Source organism: Kitasatospora purpeofusca (genome assembly GCF_036010405.1).
GTDB lineage: Bacteria > Actinomycetota > Actinomycetes > Streptomycetales > Streptomycetaceae > Kitasatospora > Kitasatospora purpeofusca.
The window spans coordinates 6720000-6741461 of record NZ_CP108561.1; the positions used below are offsets into that span (position 1 = coordinate 6720000).

Below are 21462 nucleotides of genomic sequence, written 5' to 3' on the forward strand. Positions count from 1 at the left end.
GGATCATGCTCCTGGTGGCAGCCTGCCCAGTCCGCCCGCGTGCAGGTTCGCTACCGGCGAGGGCGTGAGAGCGGGGAGCCCCGCACCCGCACCAGCCGCTTCGCAGCATTTTGCCCCGCCGAGCAACAGCTCGACGGGGCGAAGTGATCAAGCCCCGTATTCACCAACAGCATCCGGCACCGTGAGGGGCGACCCGCGTTAGGGGTTCAGTGTTGGGGGTTCGGCGGTCGGTAGGGCGCCGTCGGGCAGGTTGGGTGGCGAATCCCTCCCACCGCGCCCACGTCCTCTACGAGCGGCCGCTGGGCGAAGCAGCAACAGGGGCTCGCTGTGGAGATCGTCAAGCGCAGCGACGATCCCTCGGGGTTCGTGGTGCTGCCCGGACGCCGGGTGGTGGAACGCACGCTGAGCCGGCTGATGCGCCGCGGCGCCCGGTGCGCGACTACCTGACGCTGCCCCGCCGTGCGTCCCGGCTCCCCCCGGACACATACGCGCCGAAGACAGAGGTGTCGAGGTCTTTGAGGGACTCCAGTACCAGCGTGGCAATCGCATAGCGAGGATCGCAGCGATCAGCGGCCTCGGGAACGGCGACGACCGTCATCCGGGCCGACACGCCGGCGAGGACGCCGTTGAGCGAGTCCTCGATCACAACGCATTCGTCGGGTGACGCGCCGAGGGCGGCGGCTGCGCGGAGATAGGCGCCGGGGTGGGGCTTGCCGTGTTCGTCGTCCTCGGCCGAGAACACGGCATCGAACGATCGCTCAAGGCCGGTGCTCGCGAGCGCATGCCGAATCACCGACTCCGGCGAGGACGACACGACGGCCATCGCCCTCGATGCACGCGCGCACGCCGCAACGGCGTGTTCGGCGCCGGTTTCAGCGCCACTCCCTCCAGCCCGCGGCACACGGCGGCCACGATCTGCTGCTCGACGTCGTCGGGGTCGGCTCGAAGGGTGGTCCGATCGAACCAGTAGGCCACCATGTCCCTCTGCCGCAGCCCACGCGTCGCCGCCTGCATCTCCGAGGTGAGGTGCAGGCCGAGCGGACCGAACACTTCACGCTTTGCCGCGTCCCAGACCGGCTCGGAGTCGATCAGAAGGCCGTCCAGGTCGAACAGGACAGTCGGTTGCATCGGTTGCTCTTTCGTTGGCGATCACGCGAGGACGGGACCGGGTCGCTGCCCCGCCGTGCATGAGCAGATGGTGCCGTGGTCGACGACCGTACTCATGAGCCGCCGGCCGGCCCGGCGGCGAGCGTGAACCGTCCCGGGGTGGGCTCCTCGGCCCGGGACGGCCCGGCCCCGGTCGGCCGGGCCGGCGGGATCAGCGCCTGGTGTCCATTCCGGCGAAGAGTTCAGCGCATTCACTGGCGAAGGAACAGACCTGCTCCACGATCTGCCGGTACTCCTGCGGATCCCGCACCGGGTTCGACGTGGCATCGGTCCACTGCTGCCACAGTCCACCGGGGGCAAGGTATCGGGATGCTCGCTCGGCCCCCAGGACGGCATCGAGGTGAAGCAGCGTGCTGAGAGCAAAGGTCTGGTCCCAGATGAGCTCGGGTTGAGGCAAGTAGCGATCGAGGTATCGGCAGATCAGATCGGCGTCCGCGCCGGTGCCGAACGTGGCAAGAGTGATGCAGTAGGACCCGCTGTAATGGCCGCCGCTGGCCAACAGGAGTTCGCCGATGGGGCTGCGGAACTCGGTCCTGCCGGCAACAGCAACCAGCCAGGAGGCAGTCTTGCGCTCGCGCCAACCGCCTTCGAAAAGGATGCCGAGCTCAGCGGGAGTGATCTCCCCGGCGGCCTGGGCCAACTCCCTCATGAAAAGCTCGCGCTCGGGCCCACTCAACCGCAGAGAGCTTCCACCCAGCCGCAGGTACCGCCGGCCGGGCGTGACGAATCGTCGGACCAGGTCCATGAGCTCGGGGTCGGTGTGGGGATAGCGCATGGCCGCATCCTTGCCCGGCGAGAACCCGGCATGCCAGTGGTTTGTGCCGAGCCTCCAGCAGACACATCCCGACTCCCTTGCCGCGCCACGCTTCCGAGACGCGGACGGACTCCAGCAGGAGCAGCAGTACGGGACTCAGCGCGGATACTGCCGGGGCCCGGCTGCCGTCTGCGCGCTCATCTACCGGCGACGACTCATGACGCTGCCAGGACGACGATCCTATGGACTTTGGACGCCGGCTCGTAGTACGAACCTGTCCACGCCGGACGGTGTGATCTTCCACCCGTCGCGGAGATCGTCGCGGATCCGCACTGCGAGCAGGTCCGCGCCTGCCGCCATTCGGTCCCCCGAACCCGGGTCCGATTCTGCCTGCGCCGAACCGAGGTGGAAAGCGACGACGGGGGCCGAGGGATCGTCCGTGGCATAGCTGAGGGTCTTGGGCCGATACCGCTCCGGTGGACCGAATGTGACCGATGGCGGACCGAATTCGGCCAGGATGTCGACCAAGGAGCGATCGGTCTCCGACCAGGCCACGGCCCTGTCGACGACAGTGGCGTGCTCAGCGGGCGTCAGCCTGCGGTCGAGCTGGAGCCAGCCCCGGCGGTGCGCGTCTTCGCCGTACTGGGACGCGATCACAGAAATGTCGGGGTCAGGGAAAATGCCCCGCAGCATCGCCGATGGGGCCAGGCGGGCGTTCGTATCGGGAATCCACAGCGGACCCGTGGCCGACTGCTCACTTGCTGCGATTCGGTCGAGGAGACGTGCCACCGTCGACAGGCCACCGAACTCATCAGGCCGGCGAACTGCCTGGTTGAACTCCTTCAGCAGCCGTTCACCGTCCCGGTCGGCCCGCTCCGGCGGGCCCACGATGGGGACTGCGCGCTGCGCTTGAGCCTGTGGCGAAGCGTGAAGGGCCATACCGTCAGTGTCGCAGTGCTTCCAGACGACTGGCAATGATCAGCCGCCCCGGCTCAGCGCCGTACGAACAGGATCGTGTTATGAGTTCGAAGAGCCTGCGTCAGGTTCTTCCGTTGACGTCCTTGATGTTCAGGTTCGGGCACTGTTCCACTTTGCGAACGGGACGGATTCGGCAATCGCGAGGTCGCGCCAGCGCAGGTACTTCGAGATGTCCGGGTTCTCGATCAGCGTCCGATTGATCTGTGTCCCGTCCGGCCGGTAGTTCATGTGGACGACCACCGACTCGTCGAACAGCCAGAAGTCCTGGTCCGGCAGGTCGAGCTTTCGCGTCGTCAGGTCGACGATCCGGTAGTCCTCACCGGCGGCAACGTTGCCGGGGATGCACCACTCGAACAGGTAGCGGCTGTAGTCGGTCAGCGGCAGGCGGACCAACTTGGCGCGGGTCATCGTCCGGCCGGCGGCGCGGTGGTCCCGGATGCAGTCGTGCCACTCGGAGTTGAAGCCGTCGGGGACCGGGTCGCCGGCGAGGAAGCCGGCGACCGTCCCGGCTTCGAAGGGCATGGTGTAGATCTGATGCACCTCCAGCCGGAAGGCGGACCGCTCGAAGTCCCGGAAGTAGTTCTGCCACTCCTCACCGTCCAAGAGCACGGAAGGCCTCCGGGAGCAGGCTTTCGGGGATGGTCACGATGGCCTCGCCGGACGGCCCGCACGGTCCGCCGGCGGTCATGGTCAGTTCCGGTTCGTCGCCCACTGGCCTTCCCTTCCCTCCGCGGCTGTGATCAGCACGCTACGGACGGTGCACGGCTCGTCGCAAGAGCAGTGGGCCACCTACTCGCGTTCTCGCGCAATCTCCTGGCCGACCACGGAGAACGGCCGGTCGGATCGTCGGATCCGACCGGCCGTTCCGGTTTCCCTGCCTGCGGTGGTTGCGGCGTCGTTCAGCCGAGGAAGTCGACCCGGTCGATCAGGCCGTCGCGCACGCGGTAGGCCACCAGGACACGGAGCGGCTCGGGGGACAGGCCGTGGGCGATCTCCTGGTCGACCACCCAGTCGCCCTCGGTGAGGCGGCCCACGATCTCCGCCCGGCACCGGGCCTCGGCGAACTGCCCGGCGTACGTGTCCCGTAGGGCCGACCTGCTCTGGAGGAGGCTGCCGTCGGTCCGGCGGATCGTGACGTCCTCGGCGTAGGTGGCGACGAAGGCGTCGAGGTCGTGGCTGTTGTAGGCGGCGAGCTGTCGCTCGACCACGTCACGCGGTTCGGTCATGTGCTTGAACGTTCCTTTATCGATGGGTGGTTCAGCCCGCGAGGCGGCGGGCGGCGAGTTCGGCGTAGAGCGCTGCCCCGTCGGGGAGTACCGCGTCGTCGAACTCCGCGTGCGGCGAGTGGTTGGACGGCAGGACGTCGGGGTCGCTGCCCTTCGGGGCGGCTCCGAGCCAGGCGAACGAGCCCGGGACGGCTTCGAGCACCCGGGAGAAGTCCTCCGAGCCGGGGATCGGGTTCGGCAGCGTCCGGAAGCGCTCCTCGCCGAAGACCTCCCGGACGGTGTCCGCCAGGAAGTCGGTCTCGGAGTCGTCGGTCACGGTCACCGGGTACTCGGGAAGGTACTCGATCTCCGCCCGCAGGCCGTGGGCGGCCGCGATGGACCTGACCAGCTCCACCGAGGCGTCGGCGACCTTGGCCTGCGCCTCGGCGGAGAAGGTGCGCACGGTCGCCTCGAAGCGGGCGGTGTCGGGGATGATGTTGCGCCGGGTGCCGGCCTGGAGGATTCCGACGGTGATCACCACCGGGTCGAAGATGTCGAAGCGGCGGGTCACTATGGTCTGCAGGGCGGTGACGATCTCGCAGGCCGCCGGTACGGGGTCCTTGGCCCGGTGCGGCACCGCGCCGTGGCCGCCCGCGCCGTGGAGGGTGACGTGCAGGGCGGCCGACGCGGCGAGGATCGGGCCGCGCCGGGAGCTGAACTCCTTGTGCGGCATGGTCGACGACACGTGCAGGGCGTACGCGGCGACCGGGCGCTGCCCCGCCGCGTCCAGCACGCCCTCGGCGAGCATGGCGCCGGCGCCGTCCCAACCCTCCTCGCCGGGCTGGAACATGAAGACCACATCGCCGTGCAGCTGCTCCCGCCGAGCGGCCAGCAGCTGCGCGGCGCCCGCGAGCATGGTGGTGTGCAGATCGTGGCCGCAGGCGTGCATCGCGCCGTTCTCGGCCGCGAACGGCACCGGGGTCTTCTCCACGACCGGCAGGCCGTCCATGTCGCCGCGCAGCAGCACGGCCGGTCCCGGCCGGCCGCCGCGCAGCACCGCGGTGACCGAACTCAGGCCGGTGCCCAGGCTCACCTCCAGCGGCAGCCCGTCCAGGGCCCGCAGCACCCGCTCCTGGGTGCGCGGGAGGTCGAGGCCCACCTCGGGGAAGCGGTGCAGGTCCTGGCGGAGCCGGACCAGATCCGGGGCCAGTGCGAGGGCGTCGTCGTGCAGGGACACAGGTACCTCCATCGGACCCGCGTGCGGCGGGATTTGTGCGGAGCGGTCTCGTTCCGTGATTCTGGGTCTCGCGGCGGGAGTCTCCCGCGATTTCGCAGGATCACGCCACGGAGAACCCCTTTCATGAACGAATCGACCGGAAGCCGACGGTGACCGGCACGACGGTGAGCGGCACGGTGGCTACCGGCACGACGGTGACGGTCGACGAGCTGGACCTCGCCCTGGTGAACGCGCTGCAACTGCGCCCCCGGGCGCCCTGGTCGCTGCTCGGCCAGACCCTCGGGATCAGCCCGGTCACCGCGGCCCGCCGCTGGCAGCGGCTCTCGGAGGCCGGGATCGCCTGGGTGACCGCCTACGGACTGCCGCACCCCGAGGACCGCGGCTGCGTCGCCTACCTCGACCTCGACTGCGCCCCCGACCGGACCGGCCGGATCGCCGACGAACTGGCCGAGGACGCGCACGTGATGAGCATCGAGCACTTCTCCCAGGGCTGCGACCTCGCCGTCACCGCGGCCTTCACCGACCTGGCGGCGGTCTCCCGGTACACCGCCGAACGGCTCGGCCGGCTCCCCGGGGTCGAGGCCGTCCGGGTCCACCTCGCCACCGGCTTCTACGCCGAGGGGATCCGCTGGCGCCTGGACTCGCTGGACCAGGCCCAGCGCGTGGAGCTGCACGACGACCAGTCGGCTGGCAGCGCGAAGCCGGGCGCCGCGCGGGCCGAAGTCCGCGCAGAAGACCGGGAGTTGCTCATCAGGCTGGGCGTCGACGGCCGCCTCGACCAGGCCGGGCTGGCCGCCGCCACCGGGCTGAGCCCGTCCACGCTGCGCCGCCGCCTCGACCGGCTGGCGGGCTCGGACGCGATCCGCTTCCGCTGCGAGATCGCCGCCCGCGACGCCGGCCGGCCGGTCCTGGCTACCTTCCGGGCCGAGCTCCCCCCGGACCGGCTGGACGAGGTCGGCCCCCAGCTCGCCAGGCTCCCCGAAGTCCGGCTGTGCGTGTCCGTCACCGGCGCGCACAACCTCGTCCTCTCCGTCTGGCAGCGTTCTCTCGCCGATGTGCAACGGTTGGAGGCCGCGCTCACCCGCAGGTTCCCCGACCTGCGGGTGGCCGAACGCCGCGTGGCGCTGCGCACGGTGAAACGGATGGGCCGGATCCTCGGCGCGGACGGACGCGCCGTCCGCGCCGTCCCGATGGACATCTGGCGGGACCCGGTCCCGGCGCCCTGACGGCTGACCGGAGCCGGGGATCCGGCCGGGAGGGCCTCAGCAGACGGCGGGCACCGCGACCGTGGCGGTGACCGGCGGCCGGCCCGCCCTGGTGACGGTGAAGGCGGCGGTGATGCCGGTGCCGCACGGGACGGTGCTCGCCACCGGGCCGACCGTGATCCCGCCGGCCGGAACCACGGCGCCTAGGTCCTCGCGCTCCAGGCCCGGGCCGCCGGTGGTGCCGAGTTCCAGCCGGAACGAGGCGTACTGCGCGGGCCCTCCGGCCGAGGTCGCGAAGCCGGCGGCGGACGCGAGGCGGCCGTTGACCGTCAGACAGACCTGGGCCCCGATGCCGTAGCCGCAGGTGGTCGTACCCGTGGGCGTGGCGGCGGCCTGGCCGGCCCCCGCGATGCCGAGCCCGGACAGTGCGGCACCGGCCGCGAGGACGGCGACGAAACGCTTCATCAGAGTTCTCTCCTTCGAAGGCGGGAGGAGCCGCAGCCCCTCCTGTGTCATGTCACGCTGCACATGGCACATGCTGGCACGGGCCCGTGCCGCCGCCCCCGATCGGGCCGAACTCCCGGCAGGAGTACCGGAATCGCCCCCCCGATGGCGCGATTCCAGGTGCTCGGGCCGCCGAGGACACCTCGGCGGCCCCCACATTCCGGGGAGAGAAACGACTCCGGCCCGTCCTCCCGGGCGCTGCCGTCAGCGTTCGAGGAGGGCGGCGCGTACGGCGCGCTCCACCAGGGGAGCGGCGTTGGCGTGTTCCCGGGCGTTGGGGTGCAGGAGGGTGGCGCGCTTGCCGATGGCGGGGCAGTCGAACGGCAGGCCGCCGGGGACCGAGGCCGGCCAGAAGGGCTCGGCGTCGCCGCAGATGCCCTCGATCCACTGGGCGTCCTCGGGGGCGCACGCGTCGTGGCCCATGCTGGAGGTGTAGCGGTCGACGTACCGGTCGCCGCGCTTCGCCGCCTCCGTGCGGATGATCGCATTCATCGCCTTCAGCGCGTCCTCGCGCAGCCAGTCGATGTCGGCGGGGGTGATCGGGCCGAGCTGTGTGGGGCCGCCGCCGCAGGCGCTGCCCCGCTCCGGCAGGACGGCCGGGTAGCCGACCGCGATCACCTTGGCGCGCGGTGCGGCGCGGTGGATCGCGTCGAGCATCCGGCCGTACTCCTCGCGGATCCTGGCGAGTTTCGCGTCGAGGCCCTCCACGCCCTCCGGCGGATTCGTGAAGTACGCCGCGCAGGACAGGTGGGCGAGGGCGAGTTGCAGGCAATCGCCGAAGGGCAGGGCGATCGCGCCGATGCCGACGGTGACGACGTCGGTGCGGTCGCCGAGCCGGGCCCGCCGGATCTGCGGATCCACCTCGGGCCACCCGGCGGGGTCCCCGCCGGGTGGCTGCACCTGGCTGGTCGGCCGCTGCCGCTCGCGGGTGATGTTGCCGATGGCGGCGTTGTCGCAGCTGACGTCGGTCAGGTGCACGGGCCTGCCCGGCGGGCGGGCGGGCGGCGAGCGCCCGCCCGACGAGGTCGGGGTAGGCGTGGGCGGTCCGGTCGCACCCGTCCCGTGCGGCGCTGCCCAGCGGGGGCCGAGGGTCGCCGATGTAGAGGCCGGCCGTGCAGGAGTCGCCCAGCGCGGCCCACTCGTAGCGGTCGCCGCTGCCCTCGGCCGCGACCGGGGGCAGCAGCGCGGTCAGCGCCAGCACGGACAGTGCCAGCAGCGGCACTCGCGTGCGCGGACGGGTCGAGGGGAGTCGCACGGTTCCTCCGGGGGACGGACAGCGCACAGTTGATGCACGAACGATCCGCGCACCGCAGTACCCATCGCCCCACAGTCGGGCTGCTCCCGCCGATCGGGGCGACCGATCGGAGTCATGCGTGGTCCCCCGGCCGGAAGTACTCGGCCGGGGGACCGCGGTGGGGGGCCCGCGGGCCGTCAGGCGGCCGTGACCGCCAGGCCGGTGAGCCCGGGGGCGTCGACGGCGGCGCTGACGTTGCCCCAGCCGGACCAGGTGCCTCGGTCGTAGTCGCCGGTGGCGTTGTACATCCCGCGGCCGCTGAGGGTGTACAGGTGGAGCTTGTTGCCGACGGCGGCGACGGCGAGACGGTCGACCGAGCCGACCGAGCCGACCGGTCCGACCGGTCCGGTGGCGGCGGTGAGGTCGCCCCAGCCGACCCAGGAGCCGGCGGCGTAGTCGCCGGTGGCCTGGTACAGGCGGTCGTTGGCCTCGGCGACGATGTGCAGCTTGCTGCCGATCGCGGCGGCCGAGAGCTCGCCGATCGCCACGGCGGAGGGCAGGCCGAGCAGGGCGGTGGGCTCGCCGGCGCGCCAGGTGCCCCGGTCGTAGTCGCCGTCCGCGACGTGGACCCCGTCGTCGAGGCCGAGGCTCACGACGTGCAGGGAGTTCCCGGTGACGGCGGCCGCGATCTTGGTGCCGGCGGGCAGGCCGGCGGCCGAGCTGACGTCGCCCCAGCCGGACCAGGTGCCGGCGTTCCAGTCGGCGGTGGCCTGGTGGACCTTGCCGTCGACCAGGGCGAGGACGTGCAGCTTGCGGCCCATGGCGGCGACGGCGATCTGCTGGGGGGTGCCGGGCAGCGGACCGGCCGCCCGGGCCTCGCTGATCTCGCCCCACGGGGACCAGCGGCCGTCCGTCATGCTCCGGTCGGCGATGAAGACCCGGTTGCCGGCGGCGACCACGTTGTGGACCATGCCGTCGGTCGTGGTGCCGATCGCGGTCGAGCCTGCGGTGCCCGGGGCGAAGAACTGGCTGGTGGGGGGCAGCGTGGAGAACCGGGCCCACACGCCTTGGCCGTAGTGGGCGCCGGTGTTGAACAGCGACCTCTCGTCCGAGGCCAGTACCTGCACCCGCTCACCGGGCTGGAACACGGCGTTCCTGGGGTCGACGTAGGTCCGGAGCTGGGCCGCCGGTCCGGCGACGGCCGGGACCGACAGGCCGAGCAGGGCGGTGGTTGCCACGACCGTCAGCCCCAGGGCGTGACGTAGGCGCATGTGGAATCTCTCCTCCGGTGAAGTGGCGCCGAGTACGGCAGGTGCCGCTCCGACGTGGACGGTCGGGTTCCCCGGCCGCCGTTGCCCTCGATCGTCCGAAGTCCCGAACGCGCCCGGTCGGCGTCGGCGCGTTCCCGGGTCGACCTGAAGCGTGTCGGCACCGTCCAGGTCGACACGTTCCGGCGGGGAAGCGATCACGTCCGGCCCGGGAACGCGCCTGGTTCGGTGCTCACAAAGTCTTGACCAAGAGTTTACCCGGTGCCCCGCGCGGCGGAACGGCCGGTCGGGGTCCTCGGGGTCCTCGGGGTCCTTGAGGTCCCCGGCGTCCTTGAGGTCCTCGGCATCCCGCGCGGCCGTTCCGCCGCCGTCTCAGGACGACCGGCGGGCCCGCTTGAGCTCCTGGTGGACGGCCCAGGCGTCGGCGACCGGTCCCAGGTGGGCGAGCTTGTCGGGGTTGGTGACGGAGCGGACGGTCCCGATCCGGCCGTCCAGCAGGTCGAGGACGAGGACGGTGAGCACCCGGCCCTCGCGGTCGCGGAACACGGCGCCGGGCCGGCCGTTGACCTCGTGCGGCGCGAAGGTGACGTCGATCCGGGCCATCAGCGGGACGATCGCGGCCAGCAGCCTCGCGACGTTCGCGGCGCCGGCGACGGCCCGGGCGAGCTGCGGGGTCCTGCCGCCGCTGTCGCCGACCATCGTCACATCGGCCGCGAGCAGGTCCTGCAGCCCGGCCAGGTCGCCCTCGCGCAGGGCGTCGAAGAAGCGGGCCGCGAGCTCGTCCCGCTCCTTGCGCTCGGCCTCGAAGCGCGGTCGTCCCTCCCGCATGTGCTGACGGGCCCGCACCACCAGCTGCCGGCAGGCCGCCTCGGAGCGGCCCACCGATTCGGCGACCTCGTCGAAGCCGAAGCCGAACACCTCGCGCAGCACGAACACGGCGCGCTCCAGCGGGCTGAGCCGCTCCAGCAGCAGGAGCGCCGCCATCGACACCGAGTCGGCCAGCTCGGCGGCCCGGGCCGGGTCGGCGTAGGGGTCGGTGAGCAGCGGCTCGGGGAACCACGGGCCCACGTACGCCTCGCGCCGGACCCGGGCCAGGCGGAGCACGTCGATCGAGATCCGGGTGACCGTGGTGGACAGGAAGGCCTTCGTCGAGTCGGGCCGGGTCGGCGAGGCGTCGAAGCGCAGCCAGGCTTCCTGCACGGCGTCCTCGGCCTCGCCCACGCTGCCGAGGATCCGGTAGGCGATCGAGAACAGCAGCGGTCGCAGCTCCTCGAACTCCTCGACCTTGCTCACGCCGGTTTCCTCCCCCTCGAACGGACGGTTGCTCTCGGAACGATCATGCCCCCGCCGCCGCCCCCGCCGGAGCGGGGCGGCGGACCCGCGACGGTCAGTGGAACTGCCCGGCCACGTAGTCGCCGGCCGGCTGCTGGGTGATGATGTTCGCCCGGTTGGCGAGGTTCATGAACGAGATCAGCATCACCAGGGCCGTCAACTGCTCCTCGTCGTAGTGCTCGGCGGCCTTCGCCCAGACCTCGTCGGGGACGCCGCCGGCCCCGTCCGCGACCCGGGTGCCCTCCTCGGCGAGGGCCAGCGCCGCCCGCTCGGCCTCGGTGTAGACCTTGGCCTCCCGCCAGGCCGCGACCAGGTTCAGCCGCACCGCCGTCTCCCCGGCCGCCGCCGCGTCCTTGGTGTGCATGTCGAGGCAGAAGGCGCAGCCGTTGATCTGGCTCACCCGCAGTGCCACCAGCTCCTGGGTGGCGGCGGGCAGCGGCATGGCCTTGATCTCCTTGCCCAGCCCCATCAGGACCTTGACGGCCCTGGTGCCGGTCGGGTTGGTGAAGAGGTTCAGTCGCGCGTCCATGGCGGGTGCTCCTCGGTGGTGACTCGGTGGTGCCTCGGTGGTGGTCGGTGCTTCACCTCTCAGGACGGAGCAGCCCGGCGTCCTGTGACACGCCCCGGTGTGACGCCCGCCACTCGCCGACTTCCCTTCCGTTTTGCAAAACCTTTGCGAAGTCCGTTGACAGGTATAGACCTTGGCGTGAAGAGTCGTCGCCGCCCGCTACGGGCGCACCCTGCGGACTCCCTGCGCCGTCCACCGTTCCCACGATCGTGCGGCCCACCGCACTAGGGGTGATCTCGACCATGCGTCACCGACTCTCCACCCGTTCGACCTTCGGCGCCGCCACCGTCGCCGTCCTGGCGCTGCTGGCCCCGCTCGCCCCGGCGGCCGCGGCCGCCGACCTCGACGGGGCGGGCGATTCCGCGCGCCACGGCGGGGCCGCCTACAAGCGGGTCGGGTACTTCATCCAGTGGGGCATCTACGCCCGCAACTTCCACGTCAAGGACCTGGAGACCAGCGGCACCGCCGGCAAGTTGAGCCACATCAACTACGCCTTCGGCAACGTCGGTCCGGCCGGCACCTGCCAGATCGGCGGCCCGGGCTCCGACGGGTGGGCCGACTACGTCCGCCCGGTCGGCGCGGAGGAGGCGGTGAACGGCGTCGCCGACACCGACGGGCAGGCCCTGGCCGGCAACTTCAACCAGCTGCGCGAGCTCAAGGCGAAGCACCCCGAGCTCAAGGTCATGATCTCGCTGGGCGGTTGGAGCGGCTCGGCGTACTTCTCGGACGCCGTCCGCACCGAGGCCGGTCGCAAGGCGCTGGTCTCCTCCTGCATCGACCTCTACCTCAAGGGCAACCTGCCCGAGGACGGTGTCCGGGGCGGTGCGGGCGCGGCGGCCGGGATCTTCGACGGCATCGACCTCGACTGGGAGTGGCCGGGCTCCGAGGGCAACCCCGGCAACGGGATCCGCCCCGAGGACAAGCAGAACTTCACCAAGCTGGTCCACGAGTTCCGCACCCAGGTGGACGCCTACGGCCGGACGCTGAAGGGCCGCAAGCACTTCGAGCTGAGCGCCTACGTGCCCACCGCGCCCGCCAAGATCGACGCGGGCTTCGAGGTCTCGAAGATCATCCGGGACTTCGACTTCGTCAACCTCCAGGGCTACGACTTCCACGTCTCCGGCGAGAAGACCACCGCCCAGCAGTCGGCGCTGTACTCGCGCAACGACTTCAGCCTGGACGGAACCGTCGACGCCTGGCTGCGCCGCGGCGCCCCGGCCCGCAAGCTGGTCACCGGCCTGCCCTTCTACGGCCAGGGCTGGACGGGCGTCACGGGCGGCGGCAACGGCCTCGGCCAGCCCGCCGCCGGGCCCGCCCCGGCGACCTGGACCGCCGGCACCGAGGACTACAAGGCGCTGAAGAAGCTCGCCGACTCCGGCACCTACAAGCTGTACCGGGGCCAGCGCAACGGCCACGCCTGGCTGTTCGACGGCACCACCCTGTGGACGTACGACGATGCCACCGTGCTGCGCACCAAGGCCGAGTACGTGCGCCGCGAGGGCCTCGGCGGGGCCATGATCTGGTCGCTGGACGGGGACACCCCGAACGGTGAGCTGATCACCGCGATCGACAAGGGCCTGAGCCGCCGGTAGTAGCCCCCCGGCAGCACGCGGACGCGGGCCCGTCCCCCGGAGGGACGGGCCCGCGTCGTGGTGCGTGGCGACCCGGTGGGTCAGGCGTTGACGCAGGTGTTGCCGAACGCCGGGCTCAGCGCGCTGATGACGCCGATCGAGTTGCCGCAGATGTTGATCGGGATGTGGACCGGGATCTGGATCTGGTTGCCGGAAAGCACGCCCGGGGAGCCGAAGGCCAGACCGTTGGCGGAGGCGTCGGCGGAGGCGGTGCCGGCGCCGGCCAGCAGGGCGGCCACGGCGAGGACGCCGGCGGCGAGGGCGGTGCGAGTACGCATGTCTCTCCTTGGTGGATGAGTCAGCAGATCAGAGCACCAATCACACCGGTGGAGGGCCGCGATCCCCCCGGATTGGTCGGAACGCGGGCGTGTCCCGGCGCGCGCCGGCCGCGGCCGGCCGGGTCCCCGCGTCAGCCGGGCGGGAGCTCCTGCTCGGCCCAGATGGTCTTGCCCCGGCGGGTGTAGCGGCTGCCCCAGCGGGTGGTGAGCTGGGCGACCAGGTAGAGCCCCCGGCCGCCCTCGTCGGTGAGGCGGGCGCGGCGCATCCGGGGCTGGGTGGCGCTGGGGTCGGACACCTCGCAGGTGAGCCGCTCGGCCCGGATCAGCCGGACGCCGACCGGGCCGCCCGCGTACCGGATGGCATTGGTGACCAGCTCGCTGAGCACCAGCTCGGTGGTGAACTCCAGCTCCTCCAGGCCCCATTGCCGCAGCTGCGCGGTCGCGGCCTCACGGACCCGGGCGACCCCCGACGGGTCCGCGTCCAGGGTCCAGCCGGCGGTGTCCGCCGTCGGCACTTCGCGGGTGCGGGCCAGCAGCAGGGTGACGTCGTCGGTGAGGCGGTGGGCCGGCAGGTCGGAGACCAGGTCCCGGCCGAGCTGCCGCAGCGAGGCCCCGGCCGGGGTGACGGCGCCCTCCGGCGGGTCGGCCGCGGCGGCCAGCCGGTGCGACAGCGCGTCCATGCCCCCCTCCAGGTCGTCCGCGTACCCCAGCAGCAGTCCGTCGGTGTAGAGCGCGAGCAGGCTGCCGGGCTCCAGCTCGACCTCGGTCACCTCGAACGGCAGGCCGGTCACGCCGAGCGGCGGTCCGGGCCGGAGCGGCACATAGGTCACCCGGCCGTCCGGCGCCGCGACGGCGGGCGGCGGATGCCCGGCGGACGCCATCGCGCAGCGCCGCGACACCGGGTCGTACACCGCGTAGACGCAGGTGGCGCCGAACGGCACGGTCTGCTGCTCGTCCGCGCCGTCCCCGGTCCCGTCCAGCCACAGGCCGTGGCCGACCGGGGGCCGGGAGGCCGCGCCGGGACTGTCCATGCTGCCGGTCCCGGCGTCGAGTCCGTCCCCGTCCCCGTACGTCTCCCCGTCCTCGTCCTCGTCCGGCCGTTCCGCCTCCACCATCAGCTGGGCCACCAGGTCGTCCAGGTGGACGAGCAGTTCGTCCGGCTCCAGGTCGAGGTCGGCCAGCGTCCGCACCGCCGTCCGCAGCCGCCCCATGGTGGCGCTGGCGGCGAGGCCGTGCCCGACCACGTCTCCCGCGACCAGTGCCACCCGGGCGGAGGACAGCGGGATCACGTCGAACCAGTCGCCGCCGATCCCGCTCGCCGTGTCGGTGGGCAGGTAGACGCTGGCGGTGGAGACGGCCGAGGTCTCGGCCTGCGAGGGCGGCAGCAGGCTGCGCTGGAGGCCGACGGCGGCGCGGTGCTCGCGCGCGTAGCGGCGGGCGTTGTCCAGGGCGAGTGCCGCCCGGTCGGCGATCTCGCGCAGCAGCTCCAGATCGGCCGGCAGGTACGGCGGCCGGTTGGGGGCGCGGTGGACGGCCACCCGGCCGAGCAGCCTGCCGCCGGCCCGGAGCGGGACGGCCATCGAGGCGGGGAAGTCGGTGTGCACGCTCTGCTCGTCGGGGTGCGCGTGCACGGCTCCCCCGACCGGGGGCGGCGGGGGCGGGGCGACCGGGCCGCCCGGGCCCGCCGCCGGTTCGCCGGGTGGGGCCGACACCGCGACGGCGGCGCGGCGCAGCAGCACCCGGCCGTCCCGCCCGGGGGCGGGCTCGCCGCCGGTGAACACGGCCTCGGCGACGTCCACCACCGCGAGGTCGCCGAGGCCCGGGGCGGCCGCGGCGCCCGGGTCGGCGGCGCCGGGGGCCGTCCGGTCGGCGGTCCGGTCGGCGGGCGGGCCGGTCCGGGCGGCGGGCGGTGCGAGGACGGCGGCCAGCTCCTCCGCCGTCCCGCCGACCGACAGCGAGCCGCCGACGGCGGCGGTGGCCCGGTGCAGCAGGGCGAGCCGTTCACCCGTCCGGTGGAGTTCGGTGACGTCGGTGAACAGGGCGGTGACCCCGATCACCTGCCCGTCGGGGGCCTGCAGCCGGAACGCCGAGATGGCCATCACCGCGCCGCCGGACGGGTCCTCGATGGTGCGGACGATCTCCTCCGCGCCGATCAGCGGGCGGCCGGTGCGCAGCACGTCGTGCAGTCCGCGTTCGACGGCCGCCGCGTCCTGCGGCTGGAGGAAGTCGCCGAGGCGGCGGCCGCGCAGGTCCGGGGGGAGGCCGCTGTAGGGGAGCAGATGGGTGTTGGTGCGGACGAGGCGCAGCCGTTCGTCGAAGACGGCCAGGCCGACCCGGTCCTGGAGGAAGAGTTCGCTGGTGAACGCCTGGTCCTGGCGCCAGCGGGCGATCTGCGGGGTGGGGGCGGCCAGCACGAAGTAGCGCGCCGTGCCCGGGCCGTCCGGGGGCGCCGGGGCCGCAGGGGCGTCCAGGGGGAGGACCTGGAAGGAGAGCGGGAGCAGCTCGCCCCGGCCGGAGCGGAACACCGCCTCGCCGGACCAGCCCTCGGTCCGCTGCCGCTCGGTGAGCTCGGACATCGCCGGCCACCCCGAGGAGTCGGCGAGCAGCTCGTGCACCGGCCGGCCGTGGACCTGCCGGGTGTCGAGGCCGAACAGCCGGGCCGCCTCCGGGGTCCAGCGGACGACGAGGCCGTCCGCGTCCAGCAGTGCTCCGACGGCGTTGTCGACGAAGGGGGATCGGCCACGCTGCAGGGCGTCCGCCGTGCTCATCCGGTCGGCTCCTCTCCGTCGGCGGGATCACGGCCGCGATCTCTCCATCATCCTCCGGCCCGCCGAGCCCGCCAGTTCCCGCCGACGGCCCCCGTCGCACGGGAGGCATCGCCAAGGAGGCGGTGCGCGGGGGGTTCTCGGGCGTGCGCTCTTATTGTAATCTCCGTCAATAAGCGGGGCGGGCCCACGCCGCGGTGGCGAGTCCCCGCAGGCCACGCACCTGACGGAGGCAGCCATGGCTCACTCGGCGGAACGCACCCCCACCCTCACCCCAGGCGGCCACGGACGGACCCACACCGCCGCCGACGACGAGGTGTCCAAGCGGCTGCTCGACTCCGCCGCGACCCTCTCCTACGACCCGGCCACCGAGATCGACTGGGACGCCCCGCTGGAGCCCGGGCACTACGGGCTCAACCCGGAGTGGAGCACCCTCTACGGCACCGCGCTCTGGTCCGAGATGACCGAGGAGCAGCGGGTCGTGCTCACCCGCCACGAGGTCGGCTCGATCATGACCACCGGCATCTGGTTCGAGATGATCCTCCAGCAGATGGTGCTGCGCGACCAGTACCTCAAGGACCCCGCCAGCGCCGAGTTCCGCTTCGCGCTCACCGAGATCGCCGACGAGTGCCGCCACTCGATCATGTTCGCCCGCGCCTGCGAGAAGATGGGCGTCCCCCAGTACAAACCCAATCAGTTCGTCGCCCAGGCCGGACGCGCCTACAAGGCCCTCGCCCGCGGCGAACTCGCCTACGGCGGCATCCTGGTGGCCGAAGAGGTGCTGGACGTCATGCAGCGCGACTGGATGCGCGGCGAGAACGTCCTCGACATCGTCCGCGGGACGTCCCGGATCCATGTGGTCGAGGAGTCCCGGCACATGAAGTTCGCCCGCCAGGAGATCCGCGAACGGCTGCGCGGGGCGGGCACCCTGCGCCGCCGCAACGCCGCCTTCGGCATCGCCGCCGGCGCGTACGTCATCGTCACCAACATGGTTCACCCGTCCGTGTACAAGGCGGCCGGACTGGACGTCGCCCGGGCCCTCGCCGAGGTCCGCGCCAGCGAGCACCGCCGCGCCATGATGCGCACCAGCAGCCGCCACCTGATGGCCTTCCTCGCCGAGAACGGCCTGCTCACCGGCCCGTCGACGAAGCTCTACCGCCGCATCCACATGCTCTGAGCGCCGCGCGCCCCGCGGCCTGTACCCCGCACGCCGAACCCCACCCAGCGAGGAACCCCGCCCCGCCATGGCCTACGCGATCACCCGGTCCTGCTGCAACGACGCCTCCTGCGTGTCCGTCTGCCCGGTCAACTGCATCCACCCCACCCCCGACGAGCCCGACTTCGGCCGCACCGACCTGCTGTACATCGACCCGGCCGCCTGCATCGACTGCGGCGCCTGCGCCGACGCCTGCCCCGTCGACGCGATCTTCCCGGTCGACCGGCTCCAGGGCCCCGACGCCGTCTACGGCGACCTCAACCGCGACTGGTACCGCGACCACCCCACCGACCACGCCTGGGGCGCGCCCGCCTTCCCGCGCAGCCTGCCCGCCGGCCTCGACCTCGGGACCGGCCCGCTGCGGGTCGCCGTCGTCGGCACCGGGCCGTCCGCGAGCTACACCGCGTTGGCCCTGCTGCGCACCACCGGCGCCGAGGTCACCATGCTCGACCGGCTGCCCGTGGCCGGCGGACTGCTGCGGCACGGGGTCGCCCCCGACCACCAGTCGACCAAGCGGATCGCCGAGAGCTTCGCCTCCGTCTTCCACGACCCCCGGCTGCGGGTCCACCTCAACGTCGAGGTCGGCACCGACCTCGACCACGCCGAACTCGCCGCCCACCACCACGCGGTGGTGTACGCGGTCGGGGCCGCCGCCGACCGCCGGCTCGACGTGCCCGGCGAGGACCTCCCCGGCAGCCTGCCCGCCACCACCTTCGTCCGCTGGTACAACGCCGAACCCACGGTGCCCGCCGACGCGGTCGCCCTCGGCGCCGGAACCGGCCCCGGCGCCGAACGGGCCGTGGTGATCGGCAACGGCAACGTCGCGCTCGACATCGCCCGGATCCTGCTCACCGACCCCGACCGGCTCGCCGCCACCGACATCGCCGACCACGCCCTCGCCGCCCTGCGCCGCAGCCCGCTCCGCGAGGTCGTCCTGACCGCCCGGCGCGGACCCGAGCACGCCGCCTGGACCACCCCCGAGTTCCTCGCCCTCACCCGGCTCCCGGGCGTCGAGCTCGTCGTGGACGACCGGCCGGAAGTCCGCGCGGCCCTCGCCGCCGCGCCCGAGGGCTCCGCCGCGGCCCTGCTGGCCGGCCTCCCGCTGGAACGCCTGGACGGCGCCGCCCCGCCCCGGCCGGGCCGCCGGATCGTGCTCCGCTTCCACGCCGCGCCCCTCGAACTCCTGGGCGGCGCACGGGTCGAGGCCGTCCGCCTGACCGGCGACGACCGACCCCTGCGCGCCGCCCTGGTGGTCCGCTCCATCGGCCACCGCGGCGTCCCGCTCCCCGGACTGCCCTTCGACGAGGCCACCGCGAGCGTCCCGCACCGGGGCGGCCGCGTCCTGGACCCGGCGACCGGCCGACCACTTCCCGGCACCTACCTCGTCGGCTGGGCCAAACGCGGCCCCTCCGGCGGCATCGGCGCCAACCGCGCCTGCGCCGAGGAGACCGTGCACGCCCTCCTGGACGACGCCGTCGCAGGCACCCTGCCCCACCCGACCGGCGACCGCAGGACCTTCGACCGCCTGGTCCGCACCCGATGCCCCGACGCCCTCGGCCTGCGCCAGCTCCGCGCCATCGACCGCGCCGAACGCGCCCGGGGCGAAGCCACCGGCCGCCCCCGCGTCAAACTCCCCACCGTCCCCGCCCTCCTGGCGGCGGCCCGGCGGTGACGGGCGCTCAGACCACCTCGGCCCCGATGGCACGCAGCACGTCACCGAGCCACACGAAGCCGTACCCGACGGCGCACGACTCGTCCCCGACCATCCGCTCCAAGTGCTCCCAGGACTCCGACACCATCCCCAGGGTGGGCTCCGCCGGCCCGGCGCAGAGGTCCGCCGCCTCCGCCGGCGGCACCGACCAGTACGGATCCGCCACGGCGACCCGCCCCTCAGTGGCCTGCGCCTCGACCTGCCGCACGAGCACGTCGAGCACCCGCCGCAGCTCGGCGAGCGGGATCCGCACGGAAGGTTCGTCGAGGACCAGTGGCGTTCCCGGCCGGTCGAAGGCGGTACGCAGGGCGTGCTCGATCTCGGGGAGGGTGCGCAGGTGCAGCAGCTGCTGCCAGCCCTTGAGGTAGTTCCCGAGCTCGGGCTGGGGTACGTCCTCGACCTCGGCGGTGAAGCGGGCGAGGTCCGAGCCGGTCAGGGTCTCGCGGAACTCCCGGATCGTCCGCGGGCTCTCGGACGGCAGCCGGGGTCGGACGGGTCGGGTGCTCATGGCGGTGCCTCGCTTCGGCCGGGGCGGGCGGGAAGCGGCAGTCGTCGGGACGCCGCGCTCCGAACCTACCGTTCGTCCGAGCCCCGCCGGGCCCGAGCCGGACAAGTCGGGTCATCGGCCGAACGGCCGTCAGCTGAAGATGCTGCCCAGGTCCAGCTGGGTGATCAGGTAACTGTCGGTGGCCGGGTCGTGGGCGTGGAGGAGGGCGGTCCGGCCGGCCGGGACGACGGGGTCGCCGGGTGGGGTGCGGACCGCGATGAGGGCGGGCGAGCCCTCGTCCGTGGTGACCTCGGCCCAGCCGCCGGTGGCGGTGGCGTCGCCCGGGAGGACGAAGCAGGAGCGGCCGACCAGGGGGAAGGGTTCGGAAGCGAGCAGGTCGCCGGGAAGATCGTCCGGAAGAACCCCGGGCACGGCGTCGACATGGGGATCGGCGCCGCACCCCCCGTTCCGGGTCCCGGTGGCGTGGCCGACGTCGTGTCCCCCGGACACGACGTCGGCGCCAAGGCCGCTGAGCAGGGCCAGCATCCAGTACTCAGCGGTCACCACCAGAGTCGGGAAGCCAGGTGCGGCTCTGAAATTCCCCCGCAACCGACCCGCCCCCCAGACTCTTTCCTACAGCGCCGGATCCCCCGTGCGCCGCAGTGATCCTGTCAGGGGCGAAGGCTCCGCACACTGCCAGGATCCGGCAATCTTGACGCTGCTTTGACACCCTGAAAATATCCGGAAACCGCAAGCAACGCGGGGCCGTCCGAAACGTCCGACAGAACGGATCAGAGCGGCTGGTCGGGCCAGTCGAGCAGCCGCGCGCCCATCACGGCGGTCTCCAGGGTGTACCGGTGCAGGGCCTCCGCCGGGTCGTAGCCGGTGAGGTCGCGGATGCGTTCCAGCCGGTAGCCGAGGGCCCGCACGCTCAGCCCGAGCCGCCGGGCGGTCTCCGCGTTCACGTACCCGGCCTCGGCCTGGACGGTGATGGTCCTCAGCAGCGGACCGGCGCCGCCGCGCGCGGCGGTGAGCGGACCGAGCACCGTCCGCACCAGGTCGGCCATGGCTTCCCGGTCCCGCATCAGCACCGGGAAGACCAGCAGTTCCTCGGCCCGCAGCCGGGCCGCGGGCAGGCCGAGCCGCTCCGCGTACTCCAGGGTTGCGAGCGCCTCCTCGTAGCTGCGGACGATGCCGCCGGTGCCTCCGTACCGGCGGCCGGTGGCCACCCGCAGGGCCGGCGGGTAGCCGGGGCCGGGGCGCAGGGCGAGGTCGGTGAAGGCGGCGAGGACGGCCTGTTCGCCGTCGGAGGCGATGCAGACCAGCCGCCCGTCGCGGACGGCCAGCAGCAGGGTGCGGTCGTCGTAACGGCCGGTCAGTTCGCGCAGGACCCGGTGCGGGGTGGGCGCGCCCTCCAGGTAGGGCTCGTCGCCGACGGCGACGGCGACGGTGTAGCCGGCGGCGAGCCGCAGGCCGAAGCGTTCGGCGCGTTCGGCGAGCCGGCCGAGGTCGGTGCGGCCGTGCAGCAGGTCGTTGACGAGTTCCCGCCGGTTGGCCTCCTCCTGGCGGACGGCCATCCGCTGGGCGCGTTCGTGGCCCTCGGCGACGGCGCCCAGCGCGGCCTGGGTGGCGGCGAGCACGGCGTCGCCGGTGCGCCGGATCTCGGCGGTGGTGACGGCGGTGAGGCCGGGGAAGGTCTGCCAGGACGCGCGGGTGGCACCGAGGCAGACGCCGACGAGGTCGCGCAGTCCGTGGCCGGCCTCGGCGGCGCGCTCGCCGAGGTCGCGCAGCCGTTCCAGCTCGGTGCGGCGGAGCAGGCGGCCGGTGCGGGAGACCTCGGTGAGCAGGGCCAGGCAGTGGCCGGCGAGCTTGCCGGGGATGTCGGGGGTGCCTGGAGTGCCGGTTCCGTTGGCCGCCGTCAT

Annotated in this window: 21 protein-coding genes; 4 read left to right on the forward strand and 17 right to left on the reverse strand. The window is 73.0% G+C overall.

What is annotated here, in order from left to right:
• Window positions 1-439: 439 nt before the first annotated feature.
• The 7 genes from OG715_RS29410 to OG715_RS29440 all read right to left on the reverse strand — a co-directional run bounded on the left by OG715_RS29410 (window position 440) and on the right by OG715_RS29440 (window position 5341).
• Window positions 440-823 carry an HAD family hydrolase gene (locus OG715_RS29410; protein ID WP_266274267.1) on the reverse strand — a complete coding sequence of 128 codons (384 nt, stop codon included), beginning with the start codon at window positions 821-823 and terminating at the stop codon, window positions 440-442.
• Window positions 790-1128, reverse strand: a complete 339-nt coding sequence (locus tag OG715_RS29415) for an HAD hydrolase-like protein (RefSeq protein WP_266274266.1) — start codon at window positions 1126-1128, stop codon at window positions 790-792. The genes OG715_RS29410 and OG715_RS29415 overlap by 34 nt, the downstream gene beginning before the upstream one ends.
• A 190-nt stretch (window positions 1129-1318) precedes the next feature.
• Window positions 1319-1942: a DUF6000 family protein gene (locus OG715_RS29420; RefSeq protein WP_266274265.1), complete on the reverse strand. Its 624-nt coding sequence runs from the start codon at window positions 1940-1942 to the stop codon at window positions 1319-1321.
• 219 nt (window positions 1943-2161) lie between these two features.
• On the reverse strand, window positions 2162-2860 hold the full coding sequence (locus OG715_RS29425; RefSeq protein ID WP_266274264.1) for a hypothetical protein: 699 nt from the start codon (window positions 2858-2860) through the stop codon (window positions 2162-2164).
• 129 nt (window positions 2861-2989) lie between these two features.
• Window positions 2990-3508 carry a DUF6879 family protein gene (locus OG715_RS29430; protein WP_266274262.1) on the reverse strand — a complete coding sequence of 173 codons (519 nt, stop codon included), beginning with the start codon at window positions 3506-3508 and terminating at the stop codon, window positions 2990-2992.
• Window positions 3509-3798: 290 nt separating this feature from the next.
• On the reverse strand, window positions 3799-4125 hold the full coding sequence (locus OG715_RS29435; protein WP_266274261.1) for a nuclear transport factor 2 family protein: 327 nt from the start codon (window positions 4123-4125) through the stop codon (window positions 3799-3801).
• Between the two features lie 31 nt (window positions 4126-4156).
• Complete coding sequence (locus tag OG715_RS29440; RefSeq protein WP_266274260.1) at window positions 4157-5341, reverse strand: M20 metallopeptidase family protein; 1185 nt, start codon at window positions 5339-5341, stop codon at window positions 4157-4159.
• Between the two features lie 149 nt (window positions 5342-5490).
• On the opposite strand from OG715_RS29440, the gene OG715_RS29445 reads away from it, so the two are divergent.
• Window positions 5491-6567: an Lrp/AsnC family transcriptional regulator gene (locus OG715_RS29445; RefSeq protein ID WP_266274259.1), complete on the forward strand. Its 1077-nt coding sequence runs from the start codon at window positions 5491-5493 to the stop codon at window positions 6565-6567.
• Between the two features lie 36 nt (window positions 6568-6603).
• Here the strand turns inward: OG715_RS29445 and OG715_RS29450 are convergent, their stop codons facing one another.
• The 5 genes from OG715_RS29450 to OG715_RS29470 form a co-directional block, all read right to left on the reverse strand.
• Window positions 6604-7011 carry a hypothetical protein gene (locus OG715_RS29450; RefSeq protein WP_266274258.1) on the reverse strand — a complete coding sequence of 136 codons (408 nt, stop codon included), beginning with the start codon at window positions 7009-7011 and terminating at the stop codon, window positions 6604-6606.
• Window positions 7012-7254: 243 nt separating this feature from the next.
• On the reverse strand, window positions 7255-8028 hold the full coding sequence (locus tag OG715_RS29455; RefSeq protein WP_266274257.1) for a GDSL-type esterase/lipase family protein: 774 nt from the start codon (window positions 8026-8028) through the stop codon (window positions 7255-7257).
• Window positions 8029-8481: 453 nt separating this feature from the next.
• Complete coding sequence (locus OG715_RS29460; RefSeq protein ID WP_266274256.1) at window positions 8482-9555, reverse strand: hypothetical protein; 1074 nt, start codon at window positions 9553-9555, stop codon at window positions 8482-8484.
• Between the two features lie 369 nt (window positions 9556-9924).
• Window positions 9925-10845, reverse strand: a complete 921-nt coding sequence (locus OG715_RS29465) for an RNA polymerase sigma-70 factor (protein WP_266274255.1) — start codon at window positions 10843-10845, stop codon at window positions 9925-9927.
• 94 nt (window positions 10846-10939) lie between these two features.
• A complete protein-coding gene (locus OG715_RS29470; protein ID WP_266274254.1) occupies window positions 10940-11413 on the reverse strand; it encodes a carboxymuconolactone decarboxylase family protein in 474 nt (157 codons plus the stop codon).
• Between the two features lie 281 nt (window positions 11414-11694).
• Here OG715_RS29470 and OG715_RS29475 point away from each other — a divergent pair, with 281 nt between their 5' ends.
• Window positions 11695-13044 carry a glycoside hydrolase family 18 protein gene (locus OG715_RS29475; RefSeq protein ID WP_266274253.1) on the forward strand — a complete coding sequence of 450 codons (1350 nt, stop codon included), beginning with the start codon at window positions 11695-11697 and terminating at the stop codon, window positions 13042-13044.
• Between the two features lie 80 nt (window positions 13045-13124).
• On the opposite strand, the gene OG715_RS29480 is transcribed toward OG715_RS29475, so the two are convergent.
• Together OG715_RS29480 and OG715_RS29485 are read right to left on the reverse strand one after the other, a co-directional pair.
• Entirely contained in the window at window positions 13125-13361 is a 237-nt protein-coding gene (locus OG715_RS29480; RefSeq protein WP_266274252.1) for a chaplin, read from the reverse strand.
• Between the two features lie 131 nt (window positions 13362-13492).
• Window positions 13493-16129, reverse strand: coding sequence for a SpoIIE family protein phosphatase (locus OG715_RS29485; RefSeq protein WP_266274251.1), 2637 nt, complete (start codon window positions 16127-16129; stop codon window positions 13493-13495).
• 235 nt (window positions 16130-16364) lie between these two features.
• Here OG715_RS29485 and OG715_RS29490 point away from each other — a divergent pair, with 235 nt between their 5' ends.
• Window positions 16365-17303 (forward strand): AurF N-oxygenase family protein, encoded by a 939-nt coding sequence (locus OG715_RS29490; protein ID WP_266274250.1) that lies wholly within the window; start codon window positions 16365-16367, stop codon window positions 17301-17303.
• A gap of 67 nt (window positions 17304-17370) precedes the next feature.
• Window positions 17371-19014, forward strand: a complete 1644-nt coding sequence (locus tag OG715_RS29495; RefSeq protein ID WP_266274249.1) for a 4Fe-4S binding protein — start codon at window positions 17371-17373, stop codon at window positions 19012-19014.
• A 7-nt stretch (window positions 19015-19021) separates the two neighbouring features.
• Here OG715_RS29495 and OG715_RS29500 read toward each other — a convergent pair whose 3' ends face one another.
• The 3 genes from OG715_RS29500 to OG715_RS29510 all read right to left on the reverse strand — a co-directional run bounded on the left by OG715_RS29500 (window position 19022) and on the right by OG715_RS29510 (window position 21462).
• Window positions 19022-19561 carry a hypothetical protein gene (locus OG715_RS29500; RefSeq protein WP_266274248.1) on the reverse strand — a complete coding sequence of 180 codons (540 nt, stop codon included), beginning with the start codon at window positions 19559-19561 and terminating at the stop codon, window positions 19022-19024.
• 129 nt (window positions 19562-19690) lie between these two features.
• A complete protein-coding gene (locus OG715_RS29505; protein WP_266274247.1) occupies window positions 19691-20104 on the reverse strand; it encodes a hypothetical protein in 414 nt (137 codons plus the stop codon).
• A 227-nt stretch (window positions 20105-20331) separates the two neighbouring features.
• Entirely contained in the window at window positions 20332-21462 is a 1131-nt protein-coding gene (locus tag OG715_RS29510; protein ID WP_266274246.1) for a PucR family transcriptional regulator, read from the reverse strand.